Here is a 19508-nt window from a genome sequence, read left to right on the forward strand (position 1 = left end):
TCGATCGCGGTGACGAACACCGGCTCACCGCGCGTCATCGCCGCCAGCGCCCCGGTGTCGTCCCGTACCACCGCGCCGGTGCCCCGGGTCGCCCTGCCCGGCACCATCGCCCCGCAGTCACAGGCGTACGCCGGACTGATCAGCGATCCCAGCTGCAGCGACACCAGCATCAGCACGGTGACAGCGCACGCACCGCCCACGCGCGCTTCTCGCGCCGCGCACCTGGCTCACCCCCTGCGCACCTCACGTCCCGTCTTCCTCCCCCGGCGTCGACGAACACGGGAAAGGACGTGGACACCACCGATCCGGTTCCGGTTCCGGTCCCGGCCGGGGGTGTGGGCCGGACCGGCTCGTACTGGCCCGGACCGGCCCAGGACGAGTGGCTTTTCGGTCGTTCTTTCGAGAAAGGAGGATGACAGTCAGGCGACGAGGGGGTTGATTGTGTCTACCCCAGGGCGCAATGCGAAGGTTTCACAGCACGCCCAGGTCGAGGGACGAGCACAGGAACGGCGGGAGGGTCGGCTCAGCGTGGCGAATGCGGAGCACAGTGTGCGCGGAGACGCGGCTACGGGGGCGAGGACCGGGGCTGCCCGGGCCCTGCTCTGGCTGATTGTGGCCGCGCTGGCCGTACGGCAGATGGCGGTGGTGCTGCGGCAGCCGCCGGGGGAACGTCTCACCGATCTGGAGACCTGGATCGGTGAGAACGGTGTCCTGCATGTGACGGGCTCGCTGTACGACAGCGACCGGTTCACCGGCACCCCGTTCGCCGGGCTCGTGCTGAAGCCACTGACCCGGACGGCGGAACAGAGCCTGGGCGTCGCCTGGACCTTCGGTTCGCTGCTGCTCGTCGCCGCTCTGGGCATCGTCGCCGCCCGCGCGCTGCCGGGCCCGGTCACCCGCCGCACCTCACTGCTGGCCGCCCCGGTCGCGATCAGCCTGCTGATGCTGTCCCTGCCGGTCCGCAACGCGTTCCACCTGGGGCAGACCAGCATCCTGCCGGTCCTGCTGGTTCTGCTGGCCTGTTTCACGGTCCGCGGGGAACGCGCCTCGGGCCTCCTGATCGGGATCGCGGCCGCGCTCCAGCCGACCGTGCTGCTCTTCGCGGTCCTGCTCCTGCTCACCGGCCGCCGGCGGGCCGCGGTGACCGGCGGCACCGTGTTCGCCGCCTGTACCGCCCTGGCCTGGGCCGCGATGCCGAGCGACTCGTGGACCTACTGGGTGCACCATGTCGCGGGGACCGGGCTCGGTGACAATCCGGACAGCCTGGCCAACCAGTCCTTGCACGGTGCGCTGCTCCGGTTCGGTCTGGCGGGCCCGCTCGAAATCGTGCTGTTCGTGGTGCTGGCGGCCGCCGTCTGCTACCTCGGGCTGCGCCGCGCCGTACGGTACGCCCACGACGGACAGCTGCTGCTCGCCGTCGCCGTGACCGGCTGCGTGGCCGTCGCCGTCTCGCCGACCACCTGGCAGCACCAACTGCTGTGGGTGCTGCTCGCCGTGGTCGGCCGGGTCGGCAAGCGGGCCTCCGACCGGCTGGTGTGGCCGGCGGTCGTGGTGCTCGTGATCACGCTGCCGGGGAAGATGCTGCTGCCGAACATGGCGGCGGTCTTCCCCCTGCGCGACAACGTGCTGCTGATCGCGGCACTCGGCGCGGCCTGCGCGGCACCGTTCCTGCCGCGCACCTCGCCGTACTGGCAGCAGCCGATCCCGACCGACTACGCGGTCCCGGTTCCGGCCCGGTGGAGCAGGGTTCCGCTGCTGCCGTTCTGGCGGCGGGTGCTCAGCCGGCCCAACCTGCTGCTGGAGCTGCTCCTGATCAGGGTCGTGTACTCCGCGTACGCGCATGTCAGGCTTGCGGCGACGGCGGGCCGCGCCACCGCCGAACACCACGGCCGTCAGATCCACTCCCTCGAACAGTGGATGCATATCGACATCGAGCACTGGGTCAACCACGCGGTCGTCGAGGTCGCCTGGCTGAAGGACTTCTTCGACTACTACTACTCGACGTTCCACTTCATCGTGCCGCTGGCGATTCTCGGTGTCCTGTACGTACGACGTCCCGCCGACTACCGCTGGGTCCGCAGCTCCATCGGCTTCGCCACGCTCCTCGCACTGGTCGGCTTCTGGCTCTACCCGCTGGCCCCGCCGCGGTTGATGCCGGGGCTCGGTTTCATCGACACGGTCCATGGCGTCCAGGACTTCGCGAAGCCGGACTACGGAGCGCTGACCGAGATGACCAATCAGTACGCGGCGATGCCTTCGCTGCATTTCGGCTGGTCGCTCTGGTGCGGCGTGGTCGTCGTCATGCTTGCCCCGAAGCTGTGGATGAAGGCGCTGGGGCTGCTGCACCCGCTGTTCACGGTCTCCGCGATCATCGCCACGGCCAATCACTGGGTGCTGGACGCGGTGGGCGGTGCGATTGTCGTCGCGCTCGGCTTCGGGATGACCCACGTACTGTCGGGGCCCCGCAAACTGCGGTTGCCGGCCGTGCCGACGGCGGCGAAACCGCAGGACGGCCCGGCCGTTTCGGTGCCGGTGCCGGTGCCGAGACCGACCGGCGACGTGGTGGCCAGTAAGCAGCATCAGGGCCAGAGCCTGTAGGGCGCACGAGGTCCGCAGGGCGCACGAGGTCCGCAGGGCGTACGAAGTCCTCAGGGCACACGGGGCCCTGAGGCGCCGAAGGGGTGCCGGGACGAAACCGTCGTTCCGTCACCCCTTCGGCGTGGATCGCCGCCTGACCAGCATCCGCCCATCGGCCCGGGTCCGCCACTCGAACGGCTCAGTGGGACCGAACGGCTCAGGAGGACGTCCCCAGGGCCCAGGTGGCGAGGGACAGCGTTGCCATGGACACCACCGTCGAGGCCACCACGGAGTTGCGGGCCAGGCGGGTGTCCAGGCCGTACTGCTGTGCGTAGATGAAGGCGTTCTGAGCGGTCGGCAGCGCTGAGCAGAGCACGACGGCAAGCAGCTGATGGTCCGGCAGACCCAGCAGCGGGCCGCCGACGGCGAAGGCGATCAAGGGCTGGACCAGTGTCTTGAGCGCGACGGCCACGACGACCTCCGCACGCTTCGTACGCACCCCGGGCCCGCCGGGCTCCGCACGCTTCGTACGCACCCCGGGCCCGCCGGGCTCCGCACGCTTCGTACGCACCCCGGGCCCGCCGGGCTCCGCACGCTTCGTACGCACCCCGGGCCCGCCGGGCTCCGCACGCTCAACCTCCGCGCGCCGCGTTGCCGGAACACCGGTCGCCGGGCGGGCGTTCAGGGACAGCCCCAGTGTGATCAGGGCCGTCGGTACGGCGGCGGCGCCGAGGACGTCGCAGGAGTGGGCGAGGGCGTGCGGCAGTCGTAGTCCGAGCGCGGAGACGACGACACCCAGCAGCGAGGCCATGATGATGGGGTTGCGCACCGGCATGGTCAGCATCCGCCGGAATACCAGACCTTTCCCGGAGCCCGCGCCCGCCCCCGCGCCCGAACCCGTGTCCAGCAGCGTCAGGATCACCGGAGAGACCAACAGCACCTGGAACAGGATGATCTGAGCGACGAACGACGCGTCGCCGAGCACCTGGACCGCCACCGGAATACCGAGGTTGGCGGAGTTGACGTAGCCGGACGCCATGCTGCCGATCGCACGGTCGGCCGTGTCCCGGCCGAAGAGCCGGCCCGAGGCCACGAAGCCGAGACCGCAGACCACCGCCGTGCCTGCCGCGAAGGCCACCATCGAGGAGTTGGCGAAGGCGTCGAGGCGCGCCCTGGAGACCATGGTGAACAGGGCGGCGGGCATGGCCACATGGAAGACGAACCGGCCGAGCACGGCCTCCGCCCGCTCCCCGAGGAGACCGCTGCGGCCCACCGCGCAGCCGATCGCGGTGAGCATCCAGATGGGAGCGAAGGCGGAGAGCAGGGCGTGCATGCCCGCCATGATCCTCGCGCTGTTGTGCGCTTCCCCGACCGGGGGTTCGGGCGGGGTGCGCCGTCAGTGCGTGGCGTCGACGGCTGTGCTGACCTGGAGCTGCTTGATCCCGTTGAGCCATGCCGAGCGCAGCCGTCGTGGGGCGCCGACCAGCCGCAGGTCCGGCATCACATCGGCGATCGCGTTGAAGATCAGGTCGATCTCCATCACGGCAAGGGACTTGCCGAGGCAGAAGTGCGGACCGCCGCCGCCGAAGCCGAGGTGCGGGTTGGGATCGCGGGAGATGTCGAAGGTCTCCGGATTCTCGAAGACCTCGGGGTCGTTATTGGCCGAGGAGTAGAACAGCCCTACCCGGTCGCCCTTCTTGATCTGCTGCCCGCCCAGTTCGACGTCCTGGGTGGCGGTCCGCTGGAAGGAGACCACGGGGGTGGCCCAGCGGACGATCTCCTCGGCGGTCGTCTCCGGCCGTTCGCTCTTGTAGAGCTCCCACTGGTCGGGGTGGGTGAGGAAGGCGTGCATGCCGTGACTGATGGCGTTACGGGTGGTCTCGTTGCCGGCGACGGCGAGCAGGATCACGAAGAAGCCGAACTCGTCGGAGGAGAGGTTCCCCTGCCCCTCCGCGGCGACCAGCTGGGAGACGATGTCCTTGGCCGGGCACTCCTTGCGGGCGGCCGCCAGGTTCATCGAGTACGAGACGATCTCCATGGCCGCCTCGGTGCCGACCTCCTCGGTGATCGCGTACTCCGGATCGTCGTACGCGGCCATCTTGTTGGACCAGTCGAAGATCCTGGACCGGTCCTCCTGCGGTACGCCGATGAGTTCGGCGATGGCCTGGAGGGGCAGCTCTACGGCGATGTTCGTGACGAAGTCGAAGGAGCCGTCGTCGTCGGCCGCGGTGAGTGCCGTCTCGACGATCGAGCGGGCGCGGCTGCGCAGGGCCTGCTCCAGGGAGCGGATCGCCCGTGGCGTGAAACCCCGTTGGACGATCTGGCGGACCCGGGTGTGCTCGGGCGGGTCCATGTTCAGCATGATCAGCTTCTGGACCTCGATCTGGTCGCGGTCTATCGACTCGTTGAACCGGATGACCGCGGTGTTGGTGTTCGAGGAGAACAACTCCGGGTGCGTGGAGACGTACTTGACGTCCGCGTGCCGGGTGACGACCCAGTAGCCCTCGTCGTCGAAGCCGGAGATACCGGCCGGCTGGGTGCACCACCAGACCGGCGCGGTCTGCCGCATCCGCGCGAACTCGGGATGCGGTATGCGGGCTTGGAGCAGATCGGGGTCGGTGAAGTCGAACCCTTCGGGCAGATGGGGGCAGGGCATCGGCAACTCCAGGTCGGTCCGAGAGCCGCCCGAAAAATGTCTGACGACCCATCAGAAGTTGCCCGAAAGGTAGTAACGAGTTCTACAACTGGCAAGAGGGGTGGCCCGATCTGTTGCGTGAAGAGTGGGTGAGGCAGGCATGAAGTGGGCGCAAGGTGCGTGCACGACCCTTGCGTACCGGGGGTAAGGCTCATAAGACTGCCTGGAGAACTAGAACGCGTACTAGTTCCTTCCGCGGGCGCCGGGACGCCCCTGCGGAAGTGCGAGGAGAGGACGAGCTCATGGCCGCGGAACCCGTCATCGTCGAAGCCGTACGCACGCCCATCGGCAAGCGTGGAGGCGCGCTCGCCAATCTGCATCCCGCCTATCTGCTGGGCGAGACCTATCGAGAACTCCTCGGCCGCACCGGCATCCACGCCGACTGCGTCGAACAGATCGTCGGCGGCACGGTCACCCATGCCGGCGAACAGTCGATGAACCCGGCCCGCACCGCCTGGCTCACCGTGGGTCTTCCGTACGAGACGGCCGCCACCACCGTGGACTGCCAGTGCGGCTCCTCGCAGCAGGCCTCCCACATGGTCGCCAACATGGTCGCGGCCGGAGTCATCGACATCGGGATCAGCTGCGGCGTCGAGGCCATGTCGCGGGTGCCGCTGGGCAGCGGCTCCAAGCACGGACCGGGCAAGCCCTGGCCGGACGAGTGGAACGTGGACCTGCCCAACCAGTTCGAGGCCGCCGAACGCATCGCCCGCAAACGCGGGCTGACCCGGGAGAACGTCGACTCGCTCGGGCTGATCTCGCAGGAGCGGGCGGCCGTCGCCTGGGCCGAGGAACGGTTCAAACGGGAGACGTACGCGGTCCAGGTGCCGACCACCGAGGAGGAGCAGGCGGCCGGGCAGGGCATGTGGCGCCTGGTCGACCGGGACGAGGGGCTGCGGGACTCCACGATGGAGGGGCTCGGCCGGCTCAAACCGGTCATGCCAACCGCGGTCCACACCGCGGGCAACTCCTCGCAGATATCCGACGGCGCCTGCGCGATCATGTGGGCGTCCAAACGGATGGCGCGCGCGCTCAAGCTCAAGCCGCGCGCCCGGATCGTCGCGCAGGCACTGGTCGGCGCCGATCCACACTTCCACCTCGACGGCCCGGTCGACGCGACCCGCGCGGTGCTCGGCAAGGCCGGGATGTCGCTCAAGGACATCGACATCGTCGAGATCAACGAGGCTTTCGCCTCGGTGGTGCTGAGCTGGGCCCAGGTCTTCGGGCAGGACCTCGAAAAGGTCAACGTCAACGGCGGAGCCATCGCGCTCGGCCATCCGGTGGGTGCCACCGGGGCCCGGCTGATCACCACGGCCCTGCACGAACTGGAGCGCCGCGACAAGGAGTTCGCGCTGATCACGATGTGCGCGGGCGGCGCGCTGGCGACGGGGACGATCATCCAGCGGTTGTGACGGCGTGGCCCGTCCGGCAGGGATGACCCCGGACCGGAGGTGTTGCCAGGTGTACCTCCGGTCGGGTGTCCACGCCGATACCGGCGTCGCGAGCGGCTGCGTAGCGTCATGGCCATGGACAAGAACAAGCTTAAGAACATGAGCACTTCGGGCGATCGCAAGCGCCGCCGCGTCGCCCGTCGAAGGGTGACGGCCGCAGCCGTGGTGGTCCTCGCCGCACTCGGCACCGCACCGGTCGCCGCCCAACAGCCCACCGGTGTGCTCGAGGTGTCGTCCCGCTCGGCCGAAGCGCACGGCAGGGGCACCCTGCTGGACATCACCCCCGTGGCCGACCTCGACCGCGCCGATGTCGCCCGCTTCCTCGCCTCCGGAGGGATGGACACCGGCACCGTCCGGCACGGTCTGCGCGCCTACCGCCTCACCTACCGCACCCTCACGCCGCAGGGCGCACCCACCACCGCCACCGGCCTCCTCGCGCTCCCCAAGGGCGGCCCGCACCGCCTGGACCTGGTCTCCGACACCCACGGCACGATGGCCCACCGCGACTACGCACCCTCCGTCGGCGAGGACTTCGGCCGCTTCGCGCCCTACCTCCACGCCTCCGCGGGCCGCGCCGTCGCCGCCCCCGACTACCTGGGCCTCGGCAAGGGTCCGGGCCGCCACCCGTACATGGACACGAAGTCCTCCGTCACCGCCTCCGTCGACATGCTGCGGGCCTCCCGCACCGCCGCGCTGCGGCTGAACCGCCCGCTCACCGGAGACGTGTACGCCAGCGGCTTCTCCCAGGGCGGCCAGGTCGCCATGGCGCTGGGCCGGGCCCTCGACAACGGCGTCGACCGGCGCTTCCGGCTCCGCGCCCTCGCGCCCGTCTCGGGGCCGTACGACATCGAGCACGCCGAGATGCCCGCCCTGTTCGACGGCAGGGTCAACGACATCAGTGGCATCTTCTACATGTCCTACTTCCTCACCGCGCAGAACAGGCTCCACCCGCTGTACAAGGACCCCTCCGAGGTGTTCCGGGAGCCGTACGCGGGAATCGTCGACGACCTCTTCGACACCAACCACACCGAGGAGCAGATCATCCCGGCGCTGCCCGCGACGCTGAAGGAACTGCTCACCGACGACTACTACCAGCAGGTCCAGCACCCCACCGGCGCCCTTCTGGCCGCGGTACGCGCCCAGGACGGTAACTGCGCCTGGAAGCCGGACGTCCCCGTACGCCTCTACTCCTCGTCCGGCGACACCGACGTGCCGATCGCCAACGCCCGTGACTGCGCCGCCGATCTGGCCGCGCACGGCGTCGCGACACCGGTGGTCGACCAGGGTTCGACCGGCCACAACGCCACGTACATGAAGTCGGGGCCGCAGATCGTGCGGTGGTTCGACGCGGTCGCCGCGCGGCACTGAACCCGGGGGCGGTGAGGGCGCTGCCGGTCGGATCCATGCCGTCCCGGCGAGGGGCGGACGTGCCGCTCAGTACGGCACGTGGGTGGGAAAGGTGGTGGTGGGACCGAACAGGGTGGCGTACCCCTCTTCGTGCTGGCGGCGGTGGCGCCCGGACCGGGGCACCTCGGCGACCGGGGTGGAGAGCGTGAGCCGTCCGTCGTTGGCGAGCTCCTGGATGCGCATCAGCAGTGCCCGTACGTCCAGGCCGAGTTCGGCGGCGACCGTCTGTACGTCGAGACCGGACTCCCAGCTCCACAGCAGCACGGAGTCCATGCTGGGCGACCAGAGGGCGGGGCTGTCCACCTCGGTGGGCGGCAGCGGGGGAGGGGGCGGGACCGGGACCGGTGGCGTATCCGGTGATGCGGCGAGCGGTGCGACGGGCGGTGCGACGGGCGCCTCTTCGCGCGGATGCGGTACGGGGATCTCGGGTGCGGAAGGGGGTTCGTCCGCCACCTCTCGCACCGCTTGATCGGGCCGTTTCAGGAGCTCCTTGGCGAGGCACCGCGCGTCACTGCGGCCCACCGTGCGTCGTGCCAATCGCACTTCGCGCTCGTTCAGGCCCATCAAGTCCGCGATCGAGCCGTCGTCGCCGACCGTGACGGCGAACGCCGCGAGCGTTCTGCTCCGCTCCGCCTGCGCCTCGTCGAGCAACGCCTGTGCCAGACGCACGCGTTCGTCGCTGGCGCAAAAAGCTTCCGCCAGAACAGTATTCCGATCCCAGAATTCACGAGGTTCCACGTACGTGACAACGCTTCGGCGGCCGACGGTCACGGACAGCGCAGCAAAATGCGCCTAAATGGACCAACGGGTAATTAAGCTTGCCAACTTATATTAAATTGTTCATTTACTGGGGGTCGGTGTCGGGCGGTGCTGGGCGCTGCCGTGTGGTGCCGGGCGGTGTCGGGTGTGATGAAGGCCCCGACCGACGGTCGGGGCCTTCACGCGAGCTCGCGTGAAGGCCCGAAGCGCGAATCACCTCAAGGGGGTCATGGCAGGTGGAGGGGGCACGGAGGGGCCGGTACCCGGTCCGGCGACTACTACCCCGCCTCGTCGAGGACCAAGGGCCTGTGGGAGTCCTCACTCACCGGGGGCGTCGAATGCGACCCGGGCCTCGAAGGCGGCGCGGCGCGTGGCCCGGCGCAGGGCCTTCAGCAGCGTCGAACCGATGCTCAGGGTCAGCACCAGGGTGAGCACGGCCCGGCCGAGGTCCCAGCCGAGCGATGTGGCCGTGCAATAGGCGAGGAAGCGGACAAGGTTCTCCGGCAGCGGGTCCCCCGGGTGGAAGGAGATCCCCGATCCGAGCCCGGGCACGATCGTCCAGCCGTACAGGTTCATCACCGTGCCGTACGCGAACGCCGCCACGAACCCGTACGCCGCGAGCATCAGCAGCTCGGCCCGCCCGCGCAGCCGGTCCGGGCCCGGCAGCAGGCCCGCGCCCATTGCGAACCAGCCCATCGACAGCATCTGGAACGGCATCCACGGCCCCACTCCACCGGTGAGCAGCGCGGACGCGAACATCGTCACCGAGCCCAGCACGAAGCCGAAGCCGGGCCCCAGCACCCGGCCGCTCAGCACCATCAGGAAGAACATCGGTTCCAGCCCCGCCGTGCCCGCGCCCAGCGGGCGCAGCGCGGCGCCGACCGCGGCCAGCACCCCCAGCATGGCCACCGCCTTGGCGTCGAGGCCCGAGTCCGCGATCATCGCGACGACCACGCCGACCAGCAGCGGCAGCAGCGCGGCGAACAGCCACGGCGCGTCCTGGGAGTGCGCCAGGCCGGAGTCGGCACCGGCCAGCAGCGGCCAGCCGAACGCGACCACGCCGATCGCGCTGATGAGGACGAGCGCGGCGATCGCACGCGGCCCGAGCCGTACCGGCCGTGTCCGGTTCCCGCTCACGATGCGGCTCCCAGCGCGCCGCGCACCTGCGCCACGGTCAGCCACTCCTGCGGGGCGAGGATCTTCGCGGTCTGCGGGGCGAAAGCCGGCGAGGAGACCACCACCTGCCGGGTCGCCCCGTCCGCGACGGTCTCCCCGTCGGCGAGTATCACCACCCGGTGCGCCAGCTCGGCGGCGAGTTCCACGTCGTGCGTGGCCAGGACGATCGCGTGGCCCTCGGCCGCGAGGCCGCGGAGCACCCCGACCAGCCGGGCCTTCGCCGCGTAGTCCAGACCGCGGGTCGGCTCGTCCAGGAGCAGCAGCGGGGGCCTCGCGGTCAGCACGACGGCCAGGGCGAGCGCGAGGCGCTGGCCCTCGGAGAGATCACGGGGATGGGTGCCGTCCGGCACGCCGGGCAGCAGCTCCGAGACCAGGGCGCGGCAGCTGCCCGCGGCGGCGCCCGCGTCCGCGTCGGCCGCTGCGCACTCGGCGGCGACCGTGTCCGCGTACAGCAGATCGCGTGGTTCCTGCGGTACGAGCCCGACCCGGCGCACCATGTCGCGCGGCTGCGTACGGTGCGGGGTCCGGCCGCCGACGAGGACGGTGCCCGTGGTGGGCTCGACCATGCCGACGAGCGTGGCCAACAAGGTGGATTTGCCCGCACCGTTGCGGCCCATCAGGGCGACGGTCTCGCCGGCGGCGACGGCGAGCGTCACCCGGCGCAGCGCCTCGACGCGCCCGCGCCGTACGCCGAGCCGCTCGACCCGCGCCGGGGCATCGACCACTACCGGCTCGGAAGCGGTGGCGGTGGGTGCGCCGCGGCCCAGCAGCCGGGCGAGCACCCCACGCCGTGCGGGGGCGGGGGCGGAGGGCAGCGGGGTCACGGCCGCCCCGGCCGGCACGGGTGACGGGGCGGGCAGCTGTGCCCGCGCCAGTCGCTCGCGCAGGTCCGACGCCCGGCGTCGGGCGTCGCGGACCGAGAGCGGCAGGGGCTCCCAGCCCGCCAGCCGGCCCAGTGCGACGACCGGCGGGTGGACCGGGGAGACGGCCATGATGTCCGCGGGCGCGCCCATGACCGGTGCGGCGCCCGGCGACGGCAGCAGGACGACCTGGTCCGCGTACTGCACCACCCGCTCCAGCCGGTGCTCCGCCATCAGGACCGTCGTGCCCAGGTCGTGCACCAGCCGTTGCAGCACGGCGAGGACCTCCTCGGCCGCCGCCGGGTCCAGCGCGGACGTCGGCTCGTCGAGGACCAGGACCTTCGGGTGCGGGGTGAGGACCGAGCCGATCGCGACCCGCTGCTGCTGGCCGCCGGAGAGGGTGGCGATCGGCCGGTCGCGCAGCCCGGCCAGCCCCAGCAGATCGAGGGTCTCCTCGACCCGCCGACGCATCACGTCGGGAGCCAGCCCCAGCGACTCCATCCCGTACGCCAGCTCGTCCTCGACCGTGTCGGTGACGAAGTGGGACAGCGGGTCCTGGCCCACCGTGCCGACCAGATCGGCGAGTTCACGTGGCTTGTGGGTACGGGTGTCGCGTCCGTCGACCGTGACCCGGCCGCGCAGGGTGCCGCCGGTGAAGTGCGGCACGAGACCGGAAACGGCGCCCAGCAGCGTCGACTTGCCGACCCCGGACGGACCGACGAGCAGTACCAACTCGCCCTCGGGCACGGTCAGATCGACCCCGGAGAGGGTGGGGCGTTCCGTCCCCTCGTACTGAACCGAGACCTGCTCGAACCGGATCACTGGATCTCCTTGGAACGCGGGACGCCCGGCGACGGCGGCACGGGCGCCACCACCGCGGGCAGCAGCCCGATCAGCACCGCGGCCGCGGGCCACAGCGGAAGCACCGGCGCGGCCGGCGGTACGACTCCGGGGCGCAGCGCCTCCGCGTAGACACCGCCCGCCCAGATCATCGCCACGGCCACGGCGATCCCCGAACCCGCCACCAGCCAGGCCCGCGCACCCCACCGGTCGGGCCGGTAGCGGGTACGGACCGAGCGGGCCCCGCCGAGCCGCAGCCCGGCCAGCGCGGCGACCAGCCCGGCGATGAGCAGCGGCAGGCCGTACACCGCGCCCTGCGCGGCCAGCAGCCCGTACGTACCCGCGCACACCCCGAGCAGCCCGCCGAGCGTGAGGACGTTCGTGGTGTGCCGGACGGCGGGCGGGACCTGGGCGCTGCGCCCGTATCCGCGCGCGTCCATCGAGGCCGCCACCGCGACGGACCGCTCCAACGCGCGCTCCAGGACCGGCAGTCCGATCTGGAGGATCGCCTTGATGCCGCCGGTCGGACGGCCCCGCAGCCGCCGTGCGGTGCGCAGTCGCACCACATCGGCGACCATGTTCGGCGCGAACGTCATCGCGACGACGACGGCGACCCCCGCCTCGTACAGCGCACCGGGCAGCGACTTCAGCAGCCGGGCCGGGTTGGCGAGCGAGTTCGCGGCGCCGACGCAGATCAGCAGGGTGGCCAGCTTCGCCCCGTCGTACAGCGCGAAGAGCAACTGCTCGGCGGTGACCCGGCCACCGATCCTGACCCCCTTCGCCCAGTCGGGCAGCGGCACTTCGGGGAGGGTGAACAGCGAATGCGTGCCGGGGATCGGCGAACCGAGAAAGACGGAAAAGACCAGCCGCACACCGACGACGAACAGCCCGATCTTGACGAAGGCCCCGTACGAACGGGCCCACGGCGCGTCCGTACGGCGCGCCGCGACCACATAGCCCGCCACCGCCACCAACAGCCCGAGCAGCAGCGGATTGGTGGTCCGGGACGCGGCGGTGGCGAGGCCGAGCGCCCACAGCCACCAGGCCCCGGCGGGCAGCGCGTTGCTACGGGTCGCCCCGGGGGCGCGCAGCGGGCGACGCGGCCGGACCGGGCCGGTGGTCGGGGCGGTCATCCGCGGCGGCGGCGGGCCTGTGTGACCGCGGCGATGCCGAGGACGAGAACGGCGCCGACACCGACGAGCACCCCGACGGACGGACCGCCACCGGAGCCGCCGGCAGCGGCGGAATCGGAGGACCCGGTGGACTCGGCGGGAGTCGCGGACCCGGAGGCGGCAGGCGTCCCGTGCCCGTCGCCCGAGACCTGTTCGCCGCAGCCCGAGCCCGGATATCCGGATATGGCGCAGAGCAGCGCGTCGCTGCCGTAGCGCAGCGGCTTGGCCACCGAGGCGAGCGCCTCCGCGGTGCTCGCGTCCGGGGCGACCTGCGCACACGCCGTACGCGGCGCGGGCGGCGTCTCCCCGGCCGGGGCGTCCGCCGCCGTGCCCGGGTCGATGACCAGCGCGACCCGCTTGCTGCCGTCCTTGGCCGGGGTGTCGGCGCAGATCTCCGCGAAGTCGGGGGAGCGGCGCGGTTTCGCCGAGTCCTGGGAGTCCTCGCTCACCGCGAACCGGAAGCCCTGCACCGCGCCGTCGTCCGGCCGGACCAGGGACGGGCCCTGGGTGGCGTACGTCCAGCCGGTGCCGGAGCCCTCCCAGAACGACCAGTACCGGTAGCCGGCCGCCTGGGCCGTCCCCGTGCCGAGCACGGCCAGGACGGCGCTCAGGACCACCAGGAGAGCGGCGGTCCTTCCCGCCCGCCTCACAGCTGCTGGTTCTTGCGGCGGCCGCTGATCAGGAAGCCGGCGCCGGCGCCGACGACGAGGCCGATGCCGACGTACCACCACACGCCGCCGATCACGTCGTCCCCGCTGTGGACCTGGTCCTTCTCCGTGGCCACGTACCCGGTGTCGGCGGACGGGTCGGGCGTCGTGATGGACGCGGGCTCGGGACCACTCGCGTTCAGCCGGTCGACGAGGTCGACGCCGCCGAAGTCGCGGGCGTCGGTGCCGGTCGCGTGCGCGGCCAGGATCAGCTGCGCGTAGGCGGCGGGGCCGCTCTGCTCGGCCCAGGGCCCGGAGTTCTTCTTCAGCCAGGTCATGGCCTTGGCGGCCCTGTCCTGGTGGCCCGCGGCGGACAGCGCGACGACCGCGTCCGCGGTGTTGCCGAAGTCGGGCTGCGGGGTGGAGTCGGCGGCGCCGGGCATCGGAGCCAGGTCGAGGTGACCGCTGGTGGCGAGGGCGCCCGCGAGGAAGTGGGCGCCGTTCTGGGCGGCCTGCTCGGGCGTGAGACCGGAGCCGGGGTGGCAGCTGGGCGCCTTGGAGGAGGTGTTGTTCCCGACGGCGAGGGCCTTGCCCATCGTGCCGAGCACGGCGGCCGCGGTGGCGTCCGCGTTGGCGGCGAGCTTCCCGGCCTTGTCGGGCTGGTAGGCGAAGGCGCCGCCGTCCTTGCCGCCGCACGGGATCGCGAGCCCCAGCAGCAGGTCGTAGGGGGTCTTGCCGCCCGGGGTGGTGATGTCACCGAGCCGCTGGCCCTGCCGGGCGAGGGCGCCTATCACCAGCGAGGTGGAGTTGGCGTCGCTGGCCGCGCCCGCGGCATAGCCCCAGCCGCCGTCCTCGTTCTGTACGGACTTCAGCCAGCGGACCGAGTCGTTCACGGTCTCCCGGTGCCCGCCCACCTCGACGAGCGCCTGGACGGCGGCCGCGGTGGCGTTGGTGTCCAGCATCGTCTTCCCGGTGCACGGCTGGGAGACGTCGGGCCGGTACGCGGCGTAGGCGCCGTTGGAGCACTGCTGCGCGATCAGCCAGTCCACCGACTTCGCGGCGGGCGTGACGCCCTCGACCCGCTGGGCGAGGAAGGCCAGCGACTGCCGCCAGACACCGTCGTAGGTGGGGTCCTTCGTGCCGTACAGCCCGGAAGGCAGCGCGGCGGACGGTGAGGGGGACGGGGACGGCGCTGCGCTCGCGACCGGGGCAGCGGCCGCACAGAGCACGGTGACGGTGGCGGCGAGCGTTGCCGCTCTGCGGCGTACGGTCATGGCGGGCGGGGCCTCTCCTGCGGGGGGATCCGGGCACAGGCACGCTCACGCACCAGGCTCCGGCCCCGTATACCTCGACGGTGCCGACCACCGGGGTTCCGGTGGTCGCGAGCCGGTCACGACCGCGGACAGGGCATTCCGACTCTCCGTCCTGGATGACGGCTCACGGCTGCGTGGTCAGTGCCGGATTCGCACCGGCTTCCCCCTGAACGGGCATGATGACGACTGGCACACTCTACCGGGCGTCTTCGGACGGGCTCCGGGCCGGTAGCGGCGTGGGCCCCTCCGCCGGGTGGTCAGGCCGTGACGTACGTCTGGTGTGGGCTTCCTTCACCGGGTGGTCAGGCCGTGACGTACGTCCGGGTGCGGGCTTCCTCCGCCGGGTGGTCAGGCCGTGACGTACGTCCGGGTGCGGGCTTCCTCCGCCGGGCGGTCAGGCCGTGACGTACGTCCGGGTGCGGGCTTCCTCCGCCGGGCGGTCAGGCCGTGACGTACGTCCGGGTGCGGGCTTCCTCCGCCAGGCGGTCAGGCCGTGATGTACGTCATGGTGTGGGCTTCCTTCACCGGACGGTCAGGCCGTGACGTACGTCACCGGCTCGCTCCCCGCCACCGCTTCCGCGCGCCCCAGTTTCACCAGCCGCCGCAGATGCGCCTCGGCCTCCGAGACGGCGATGCTCCGAGAACCGTGCGGGATCTGCTCCCAGGGCCGGTTCCACTCCATCCGCTCGGCCAGCTCCCACGGCGTCAGCGGTGTGGCCAGCAGTGCGAGCAGCCCGGTCAGCCGGTCCTCGTGATGGTCCAGGAGTTCCCGTACGCGCCCCGCGGCATCCGCGAACGCGTACTGATGGGCGGGCAGCACCTCCGCGGCCCCGAGCCCGCCGATGCGCTCCAGCGAGTCGAGGTAGTCGCCGAGGGGGTCGGTGACCGTCGTGTCGTCCGGGTCCTCGTACAGCCCGATGTGCGGACTGATCCCCGGCAGCAGGTGATCGCCCGAGAAGAGCCTCCCGCGCCCCGGCAGATTCCCCGGATGCTCCTCCTCCAGATGCAGACAGACATGGCCGGGCGTGTGCCCCGGCGTCCAGATGGCACGCAGCGTGCGCCCCGCCAGATCGAGGAGCTCCCCGGGCACGATCTCCCGGTCCGGAAGCGCGGCCCGCAGCCCCGGCAGGGTCCCCGTCCGGCCCCCATCCGCCGCGGCGGCCCGCAACGGCACGAGGTGCTCCTCGGGCGCACCGACCGCGGTGAGCTTCGCCACGAGGTACTTCAGCCAGGTACCCGGTTCCGACTCCCGGGTCCGGCGCACGATCGCCGCGTCCGCCGCATGCATGGCGATCCAGGCCCCGGACGCCTCACGCACCTGCCCGGACAGCCCGTGGTGATCGGGGTGGTGGTGGGTGATGACCACCCCGTGGATGTCACCGACACCCGTCCCGACGGCGTCGAGTCCGGCGGTGAGCGTGTCCCACGCCTCCGGATCGTCCCAGCCCGTGTCGATCAGGACCGGCCCGCGATCGGTGTCGAGGACGTGCACGAGGGTGTGGCCGAGCGGATTGTCCGGGATGGGGACCTTGATGCTGTGCACGCCGCCGCCGTGGTCGGTCACCTGCGTCATGGGCCCCATCTCTCTCTCGGAGGCGTGCAGTTGTGGTACGTCGCGCCCACTGTAACCAGAACTTATTTCAGTAGTAGCCCCGGTCGACCATCTGATCGGGGTGCGTACGCGCCGTGCGCCGGAGGCCGTGAGGGGCGACCCGTCGTTGTCCGGGCGGGCTTCGTCGCGGCCGTGGACTCCTGGAACTGGAACTGGTATCAGTTCTGACACAGAGTCAGACAGTGAGTCGGGTAACGTGCCGGGCCGCGGGAGGCAGCAGCCATGACCGAGCTTGTCGAACACGGAAAACTGTTCATCGGCGGGGAGTTGGTCGATCCGCTGGGCCGGGATGTCATCGAGGTCATCTCCCCGCACACCGAACAGGTCATCGGCCGGGTGCCGCATGCCTGCGAGGGGGACGTGGACCGGGCCGTGGCCGCCGCCCGGCGGGCGTTCGACGAGGGGCCCTGGCCGCGGGCGACGGTGGACGAGCGGATCGCGGTGATCACCCGGATCAAGGACGCGTTCGCCGCGCGGTACGAGGAGATCGCCCGGGTCATCAGTACGGAGAACGGCACCCCGTACACGTCGAGTGTCATGGTGCAGGCGCTCGCCGCGATGATGGTGTGGGACGCGGCGATCACCGTCGCCCGCGGCTTCTCGTACGAAGAGCGCCGGGACGGGGCCCTCGGGCCGCTGCTCGTGCGCCGTGAGCCGGTGGGGGTGGTCGCGGCGGTGGTGCCGTGGAACGTCCCGCAGTTCACCGCCGCCGCCAAACTCGCGCCCGCGCTGCTCGCCGGCTGCTCCGCCGTGCTCAAGGTCTCGCCCGAATCCCCCCTGGACGCCTACATCCTGGCCGAGATCGCCGCCGAGGCGGGGCTGCCGGAGGGGGTGCTCTCGATCCTGCCGGCCGACCGCGAGGTCAGCGAGTACCTGGTCGGGCATCCCGGCGTCGACAAGGTGTCGTTCACCGGGTCCGTGGCCGCGGGGCGCCGGGTGATGGAGGTCGCCTCCCGCAACCTCACCCGCGTCACGCTGGAACTGGGCGGCAAGTCCGCCGCCGTGATCCTCCCGGACGCCGACCTGGAGGCGGCCGTCGCGGGCATCGTCCCCTTCGCCTGGATGATCAACGGCCAGGCGTGCGTGGCGCAGACCCGCATCCTCGTTCCGCGTTCCCGCTACGACGAGACGGCCGAGGCGTTCGCCGCCGCGGCGGGTGCGCTGAAGGTCGGCGACCCGCTCGACCCCGCCACCGAACTCGGCCCCCTCGTCGCGCGACGCCAGCAGCAGCGCTCACTCGACTACATCCGGATCGGCCAGGACGAGGGCGCCAAGATCCTTACCGGCGGCGGCCGTCCGGCGTCCCAGGAGCGGGGCTGGTACGTCGAGCCGACCCTCTTCGGCGACGTCGACAACGCCATGCGCATCGCCCGCGAGGAGATCTTCGGCCCGGTCATCTGCCTCCTGCCGTACGGCGACGAGGACGAGGCGGTACGGATCGCCAACGACTCCGACTACGGCCTCAGCGGCAGCGTCTGGACCGCAGACACGGAGCGCGGCATCGACGTGGCCCGCCGGGTCAGGACGGGCACCTACAGCGTGAACACCTTCAGTCTCGACATGCTCGGCCCCTTCGGCGGCTACAAGAACTCCGGTCTGGGACGGGAGTTCGGCCCCGAGGGGTACGCCGAGTACTTCGAGCACAAGATGATCCACCTGCCGGCCGGATACGAGGGGGCGTGATGGGGGACCGCTGGTCCGTCGAGGTCGACCGTGGGGTCTGCATCGGCTCCGGGATGTGCGTGAACCAGGCGCCGGGCGGATTCACACTGGACTCCGCCCGGCAGTCCCACCCGTCGGTCCCGGAGACCGACGCCAACGAGACGATCCTCGCCGCGGCCGAGGGGTGTCCGGTCGAGGCGATCACGATCACGCTGATCGGATCGGGGGAGGCCGTCTTCCCGCCGGAGGAGTAGGCGGAGGAGCGGACGGGGGCGGCGACGGGTCGGAAGTCGATCCGCATGACGGCCCGCGCTCCGAAGGCCGTTCATGGCGTGGGTGCCGGCGGCGTGGGCGTGATGGTCACCTGGTCGCCGTCCGGGCCGACGTGGACCGTGACGGCGTTCGGCAGGTGCACGTTGGTGGCGGAGAGGTAGACGGTGTCCGAGGCCGGGTCGAAGTAGAGCTGTGCGGAGTCGGCGCGCACGAGGGTCTCGTCGAGCACTCTGCTGTGGACCCATTGCGCCCCCGCCGGTGCGAACTCGGCGAGTCCGGCGGGAATGGAGATGCTTTCGGGCTCGGCCCCGACGGCCGCCGGCTGCATCTGCGTGGACGCCGTCAGGGCGGCCACCGAGCCGGGGGCGAGCTTCATGAGGGCGCTGACGTGGTAGTCCGTAGGGCCGGGCACTCGGCTGTCCGCGAAGGGGGCCTTCTGCTGCCAGTGCGCCGAGATGATCCGACCGAGCTTCGGTAGGCGCTTGGCCAGCGGCTCGGTGTCAGTGTGGATCTCGGGGGTCTTCGAAGCCTTGACCTTCGCGTCGGTGGCGGATTCGACCACGCAGCCAGTGACCACAGTTGCCGCCAGCAGGAGCGCACTTACCCATGCAATAGATCTTTTACGATCCGTCACTGCCTTCCCCCCACTCAGGGGCCGCTATTCCATCACACGGCCTGCGAGGGTCAACCGGTGCGCTCCCGGAGTCTGCCGGGGCGGGTGCGAACCTACTGTTTGAGCTGGGACCGCGGAGTAGGGCGATGTGCGCTCGGACGTGAACGGGACGCCGTTCTCGGTCTCTTGTGGGTTACAGCGTTTCCGGCCTCCTGGTTGTGCGGTGAGAGCGCCGCCTCCCTTGCAAACCAAGAGGGTGGAAACGCCCAAACAGCGATTTTTGGATTATCTCTGTAGTCAATCGGTATATCTCGGCGTTTGGGTGGCCCTGCCGAGTAGCAAGTTCCCTCTGCAACGTTCGAGGTGAAGGGGACACGAACATGGCTGACTGGAAGAACATCTCCGGTGGTCTCACCACGATCTCCGTCGGGTCGAGGACTCATGTCTGGGG

Annotated in this window: 15 protein-coding genes and 1 riboswitch; of the genes, 5 read left to right on the forward strand and 10 right to left on the reverse strand. The window is 71.1% G+C overall.

The window, feature by feature from the left end:
• The first annotated feature begins 597 nt into the window (after positions 1–597).
• Positions 598–2598: a bifunctional glycosyltransferase 87/phosphatase PAP2 family protein gene (locus ACFU8Q_RS01170; protein WP_384446546.1), complete on the forward strand. Its 2001-nt coding sequence runs from the start codon at positions 598–600 to the stop codon at positions 2596–2598.
• Positions 2599–2794: 196 nt separating this feature from the next.
• Here ACFU8Q_RS01170 and ACFU8Q_RS01175 read toward each other — a convergent pair whose 3' ends face one another.
• Both ACFU8Q_RS01175 and ACFU8Q_RS01180 read right to left on the reverse strand, forming a co-directional pair.
• Positions 2795–3919: an AEC family transporter gene (locus ACFU8Q_RS01175; protein WP_384446448.1), complete on the reverse strand. Its 1125-nt coding sequence runs from the start codon at positions 3917–3919 to the stop codon at positions 2795–2797.
• Between the two features lie 54 nt (positions 3920–3973).
• Positions 3974–5233, reverse strand: coding sequence for a cytochrome P450 (locus ACFU8Q_RS01180; protein ID WP_384446450.1), 1260 nt, complete (start codon positions 5231–5233; stop codon positions 3974–3976).
• Positions 5234–5514: 281 nt separating this feature from the next.
• On the opposite strand from ACFU8Q_RS01180, the gene ACFU8Q_RS01185 reads away from it, so the two are divergent.
• Entirely contained in the window at positions 5515–6684 is a 1170-nt protein-coding gene (locus ACFU8Q_RS01185) for a steroid 3-ketoacyl-CoA thiolase (RefSeq protein ID WP_384446452.1), read from the forward strand.
• A 108-nt stretch (positions 6685–6792) separates the two neighbouring features.
• Positions 6793–8091, forward strand: coding sequence for an alpha/beta hydrolase (locus tag ACFU8Q_RS01190; protein WP_384446454.1), 1299 nt, complete (start codon positions 6793–6795; stop codon positions 8089–8091).
• Positions 8092–8157: 66 nt separating this feature from the next.
• Here ACFU8Q_RS01190 and ACFU8Q_RS01195 read toward each other — a convergent pair whose 3' ends face one another.
• From ACFU8Q_RS01195 to ACFU8Q_RS01225, 7 genes are all read right to left on the reverse strand, one after another.
• The gene (locus ACFU8Q_RS01195; protein WP_384446456.1) at positions 8158–8799 is read right to left on the reverse strand and encodes a hypothetical protein; all 642 of its coding nucleotides are present in this window, start codon (positions 8797–8799) and stop codon (positions 8158–8160) included.
• A 408-nt stretch (positions 8800–9207) separates the two neighbouring features.
• Complete coding sequence (locus ACFU8Q_RS01200) at positions 9208–10026, reverse strand: ECF transporter S component (RefSeq protein ID WP_384446458.1); 819 nt, start codon at positions 10024–10026, stop codon at positions 9208–9210.
• Positions 10023–11747 (reverse strand): ABC transporter ATP-binding protein, encoded by a 1725-nt coding sequence (locus ACFU8Q_RS01205; protein WP_384446460.1) that lies wholly within the window; start codon positions 11745–11747, stop codon positions 10023–10025. The genes ACFU8Q_RS01200 and ACFU8Q_RS01205 overlap by 4 nt, the downstream gene beginning before the upstream one ends.
• Positions 11744–12898 carry an energy-coupling factor transporter transmembrane component T gene (locus ACFU8Q_RS01210; protein ID WP_384446462.1) on the reverse strand — a complete coding sequence of 385 codons (1155 nt, stop codon included), beginning with the start codon at positions 12896–12898 and terminating at the stop codon, positions 11744–11746. The genes ACFU8Q_RS01205 and ACFU8Q_RS01210 overlap by 4 nt, the downstream gene beginning before the upstream one ends.
• Positions 12895–13587, reverse strand: a complete 693-nt coding sequence (locus ACFU8Q_RS01215) for an SCO2322 family protein (protein ID WP_384446464.1) — start codon at positions 13585–13587, stop codon at positions 12895–12897. The genes ACFU8Q_RS01210 and ACFU8Q_RS01215 overlap by 4 nt, the downstream gene beginning before the upstream one ends.
• On the reverse strand, positions 13584–14858 hold the full coding sequence (locus ACFU8Q_RS01220; protein ID WP_384446466.1) for a hypothetical protein: 1275 nt from the start codon (positions 14856–14858) through the stop codon (positions 13584–13586). The genes ACFU8Q_RS01215 and ACFU8Q_RS01220 overlap by 4 nt, the downstream gene beginning before the upstream one ends.
• 131 nt (positions 14859–14989) lie before the next feature.
• A riboswitch (cobalamin riboswitch) is annotated at positions 14990–15065 on the reverse strand.
• Positions 15066–15429: 364 nt separating this feature from the next.
• The gene (locus ACFU8Q_RS01225) at positions 15430–16470 is read right to left on the reverse strand and encodes an MBL fold metallo-hydrolase (RefSeq protein WP_384446468.1); all 1041 of its coding nucleotides are present in this window, start codon (positions 16468–16470) and stop codon (positions 15430–15432) included.
• A 261-nt stretch (positions 16471–16731) separates the two neighbouring features.
• On the opposite strand from ACFU8Q_RS01225, the gene ACFU8Q_RS01230 reads away from it, so the two are divergent.
• Together ACFU8Q_RS01230 and ACFU8Q_RS01235 are read left to right on the forward strand one after the other, a co-directional pair.
• Positions 16732–18192: an aldehyde dehydrogenase gene (locus tag ACFU8Q_RS01230; protein WP_384446470.1), complete on the forward strand. Its 1461-nt coding sequence runs from the start codon at positions 16732–16734 to the stop codon at positions 18190–18192.
• On the forward strand, positions 18192–18425 hold the full coding sequence (locus ACFU8Q_RS01235) for a ferredoxin (RefSeq protein WP_384446472.1): 234 nt from the start codon (positions 18192–18194) through the stop codon (positions 18423–18425). The genes ACFU8Q_RS01230 and ACFU8Q_RS01235 overlap by 1 nt, the downstream gene beginning before the upstream one ends.
• Positions 18426–18496: 71 nt before the next feature.
• Here the strand turns inward: ACFU8Q_RS01235 and ACFU8Q_RS01240 are convergent, their stop codons facing one another.
• Positions 18497–19006 carry a hypothetical protein gene (locus ACFU8Q_RS01240; RefSeq protein ID WP_384446474.1) on the reverse strand — a complete coding sequence of 170 codons (510 nt, stop codon included), beginning with the start codon at positions 19004–19006 and terminating at the stop codon, positions 18497–18499.
• Between the last annotated feature and the right edge of the window lie 502 nt (positions 19007–19508).

Source organism: Streptomyces sp. NPDC057543 (assembly GCF_042801895.1).
Taxonomy (GTDB): Bacteria; Actinomycetota; Actinomycetes; order Streptomycetales; family Streptomycetaceae; genus Streptomyces.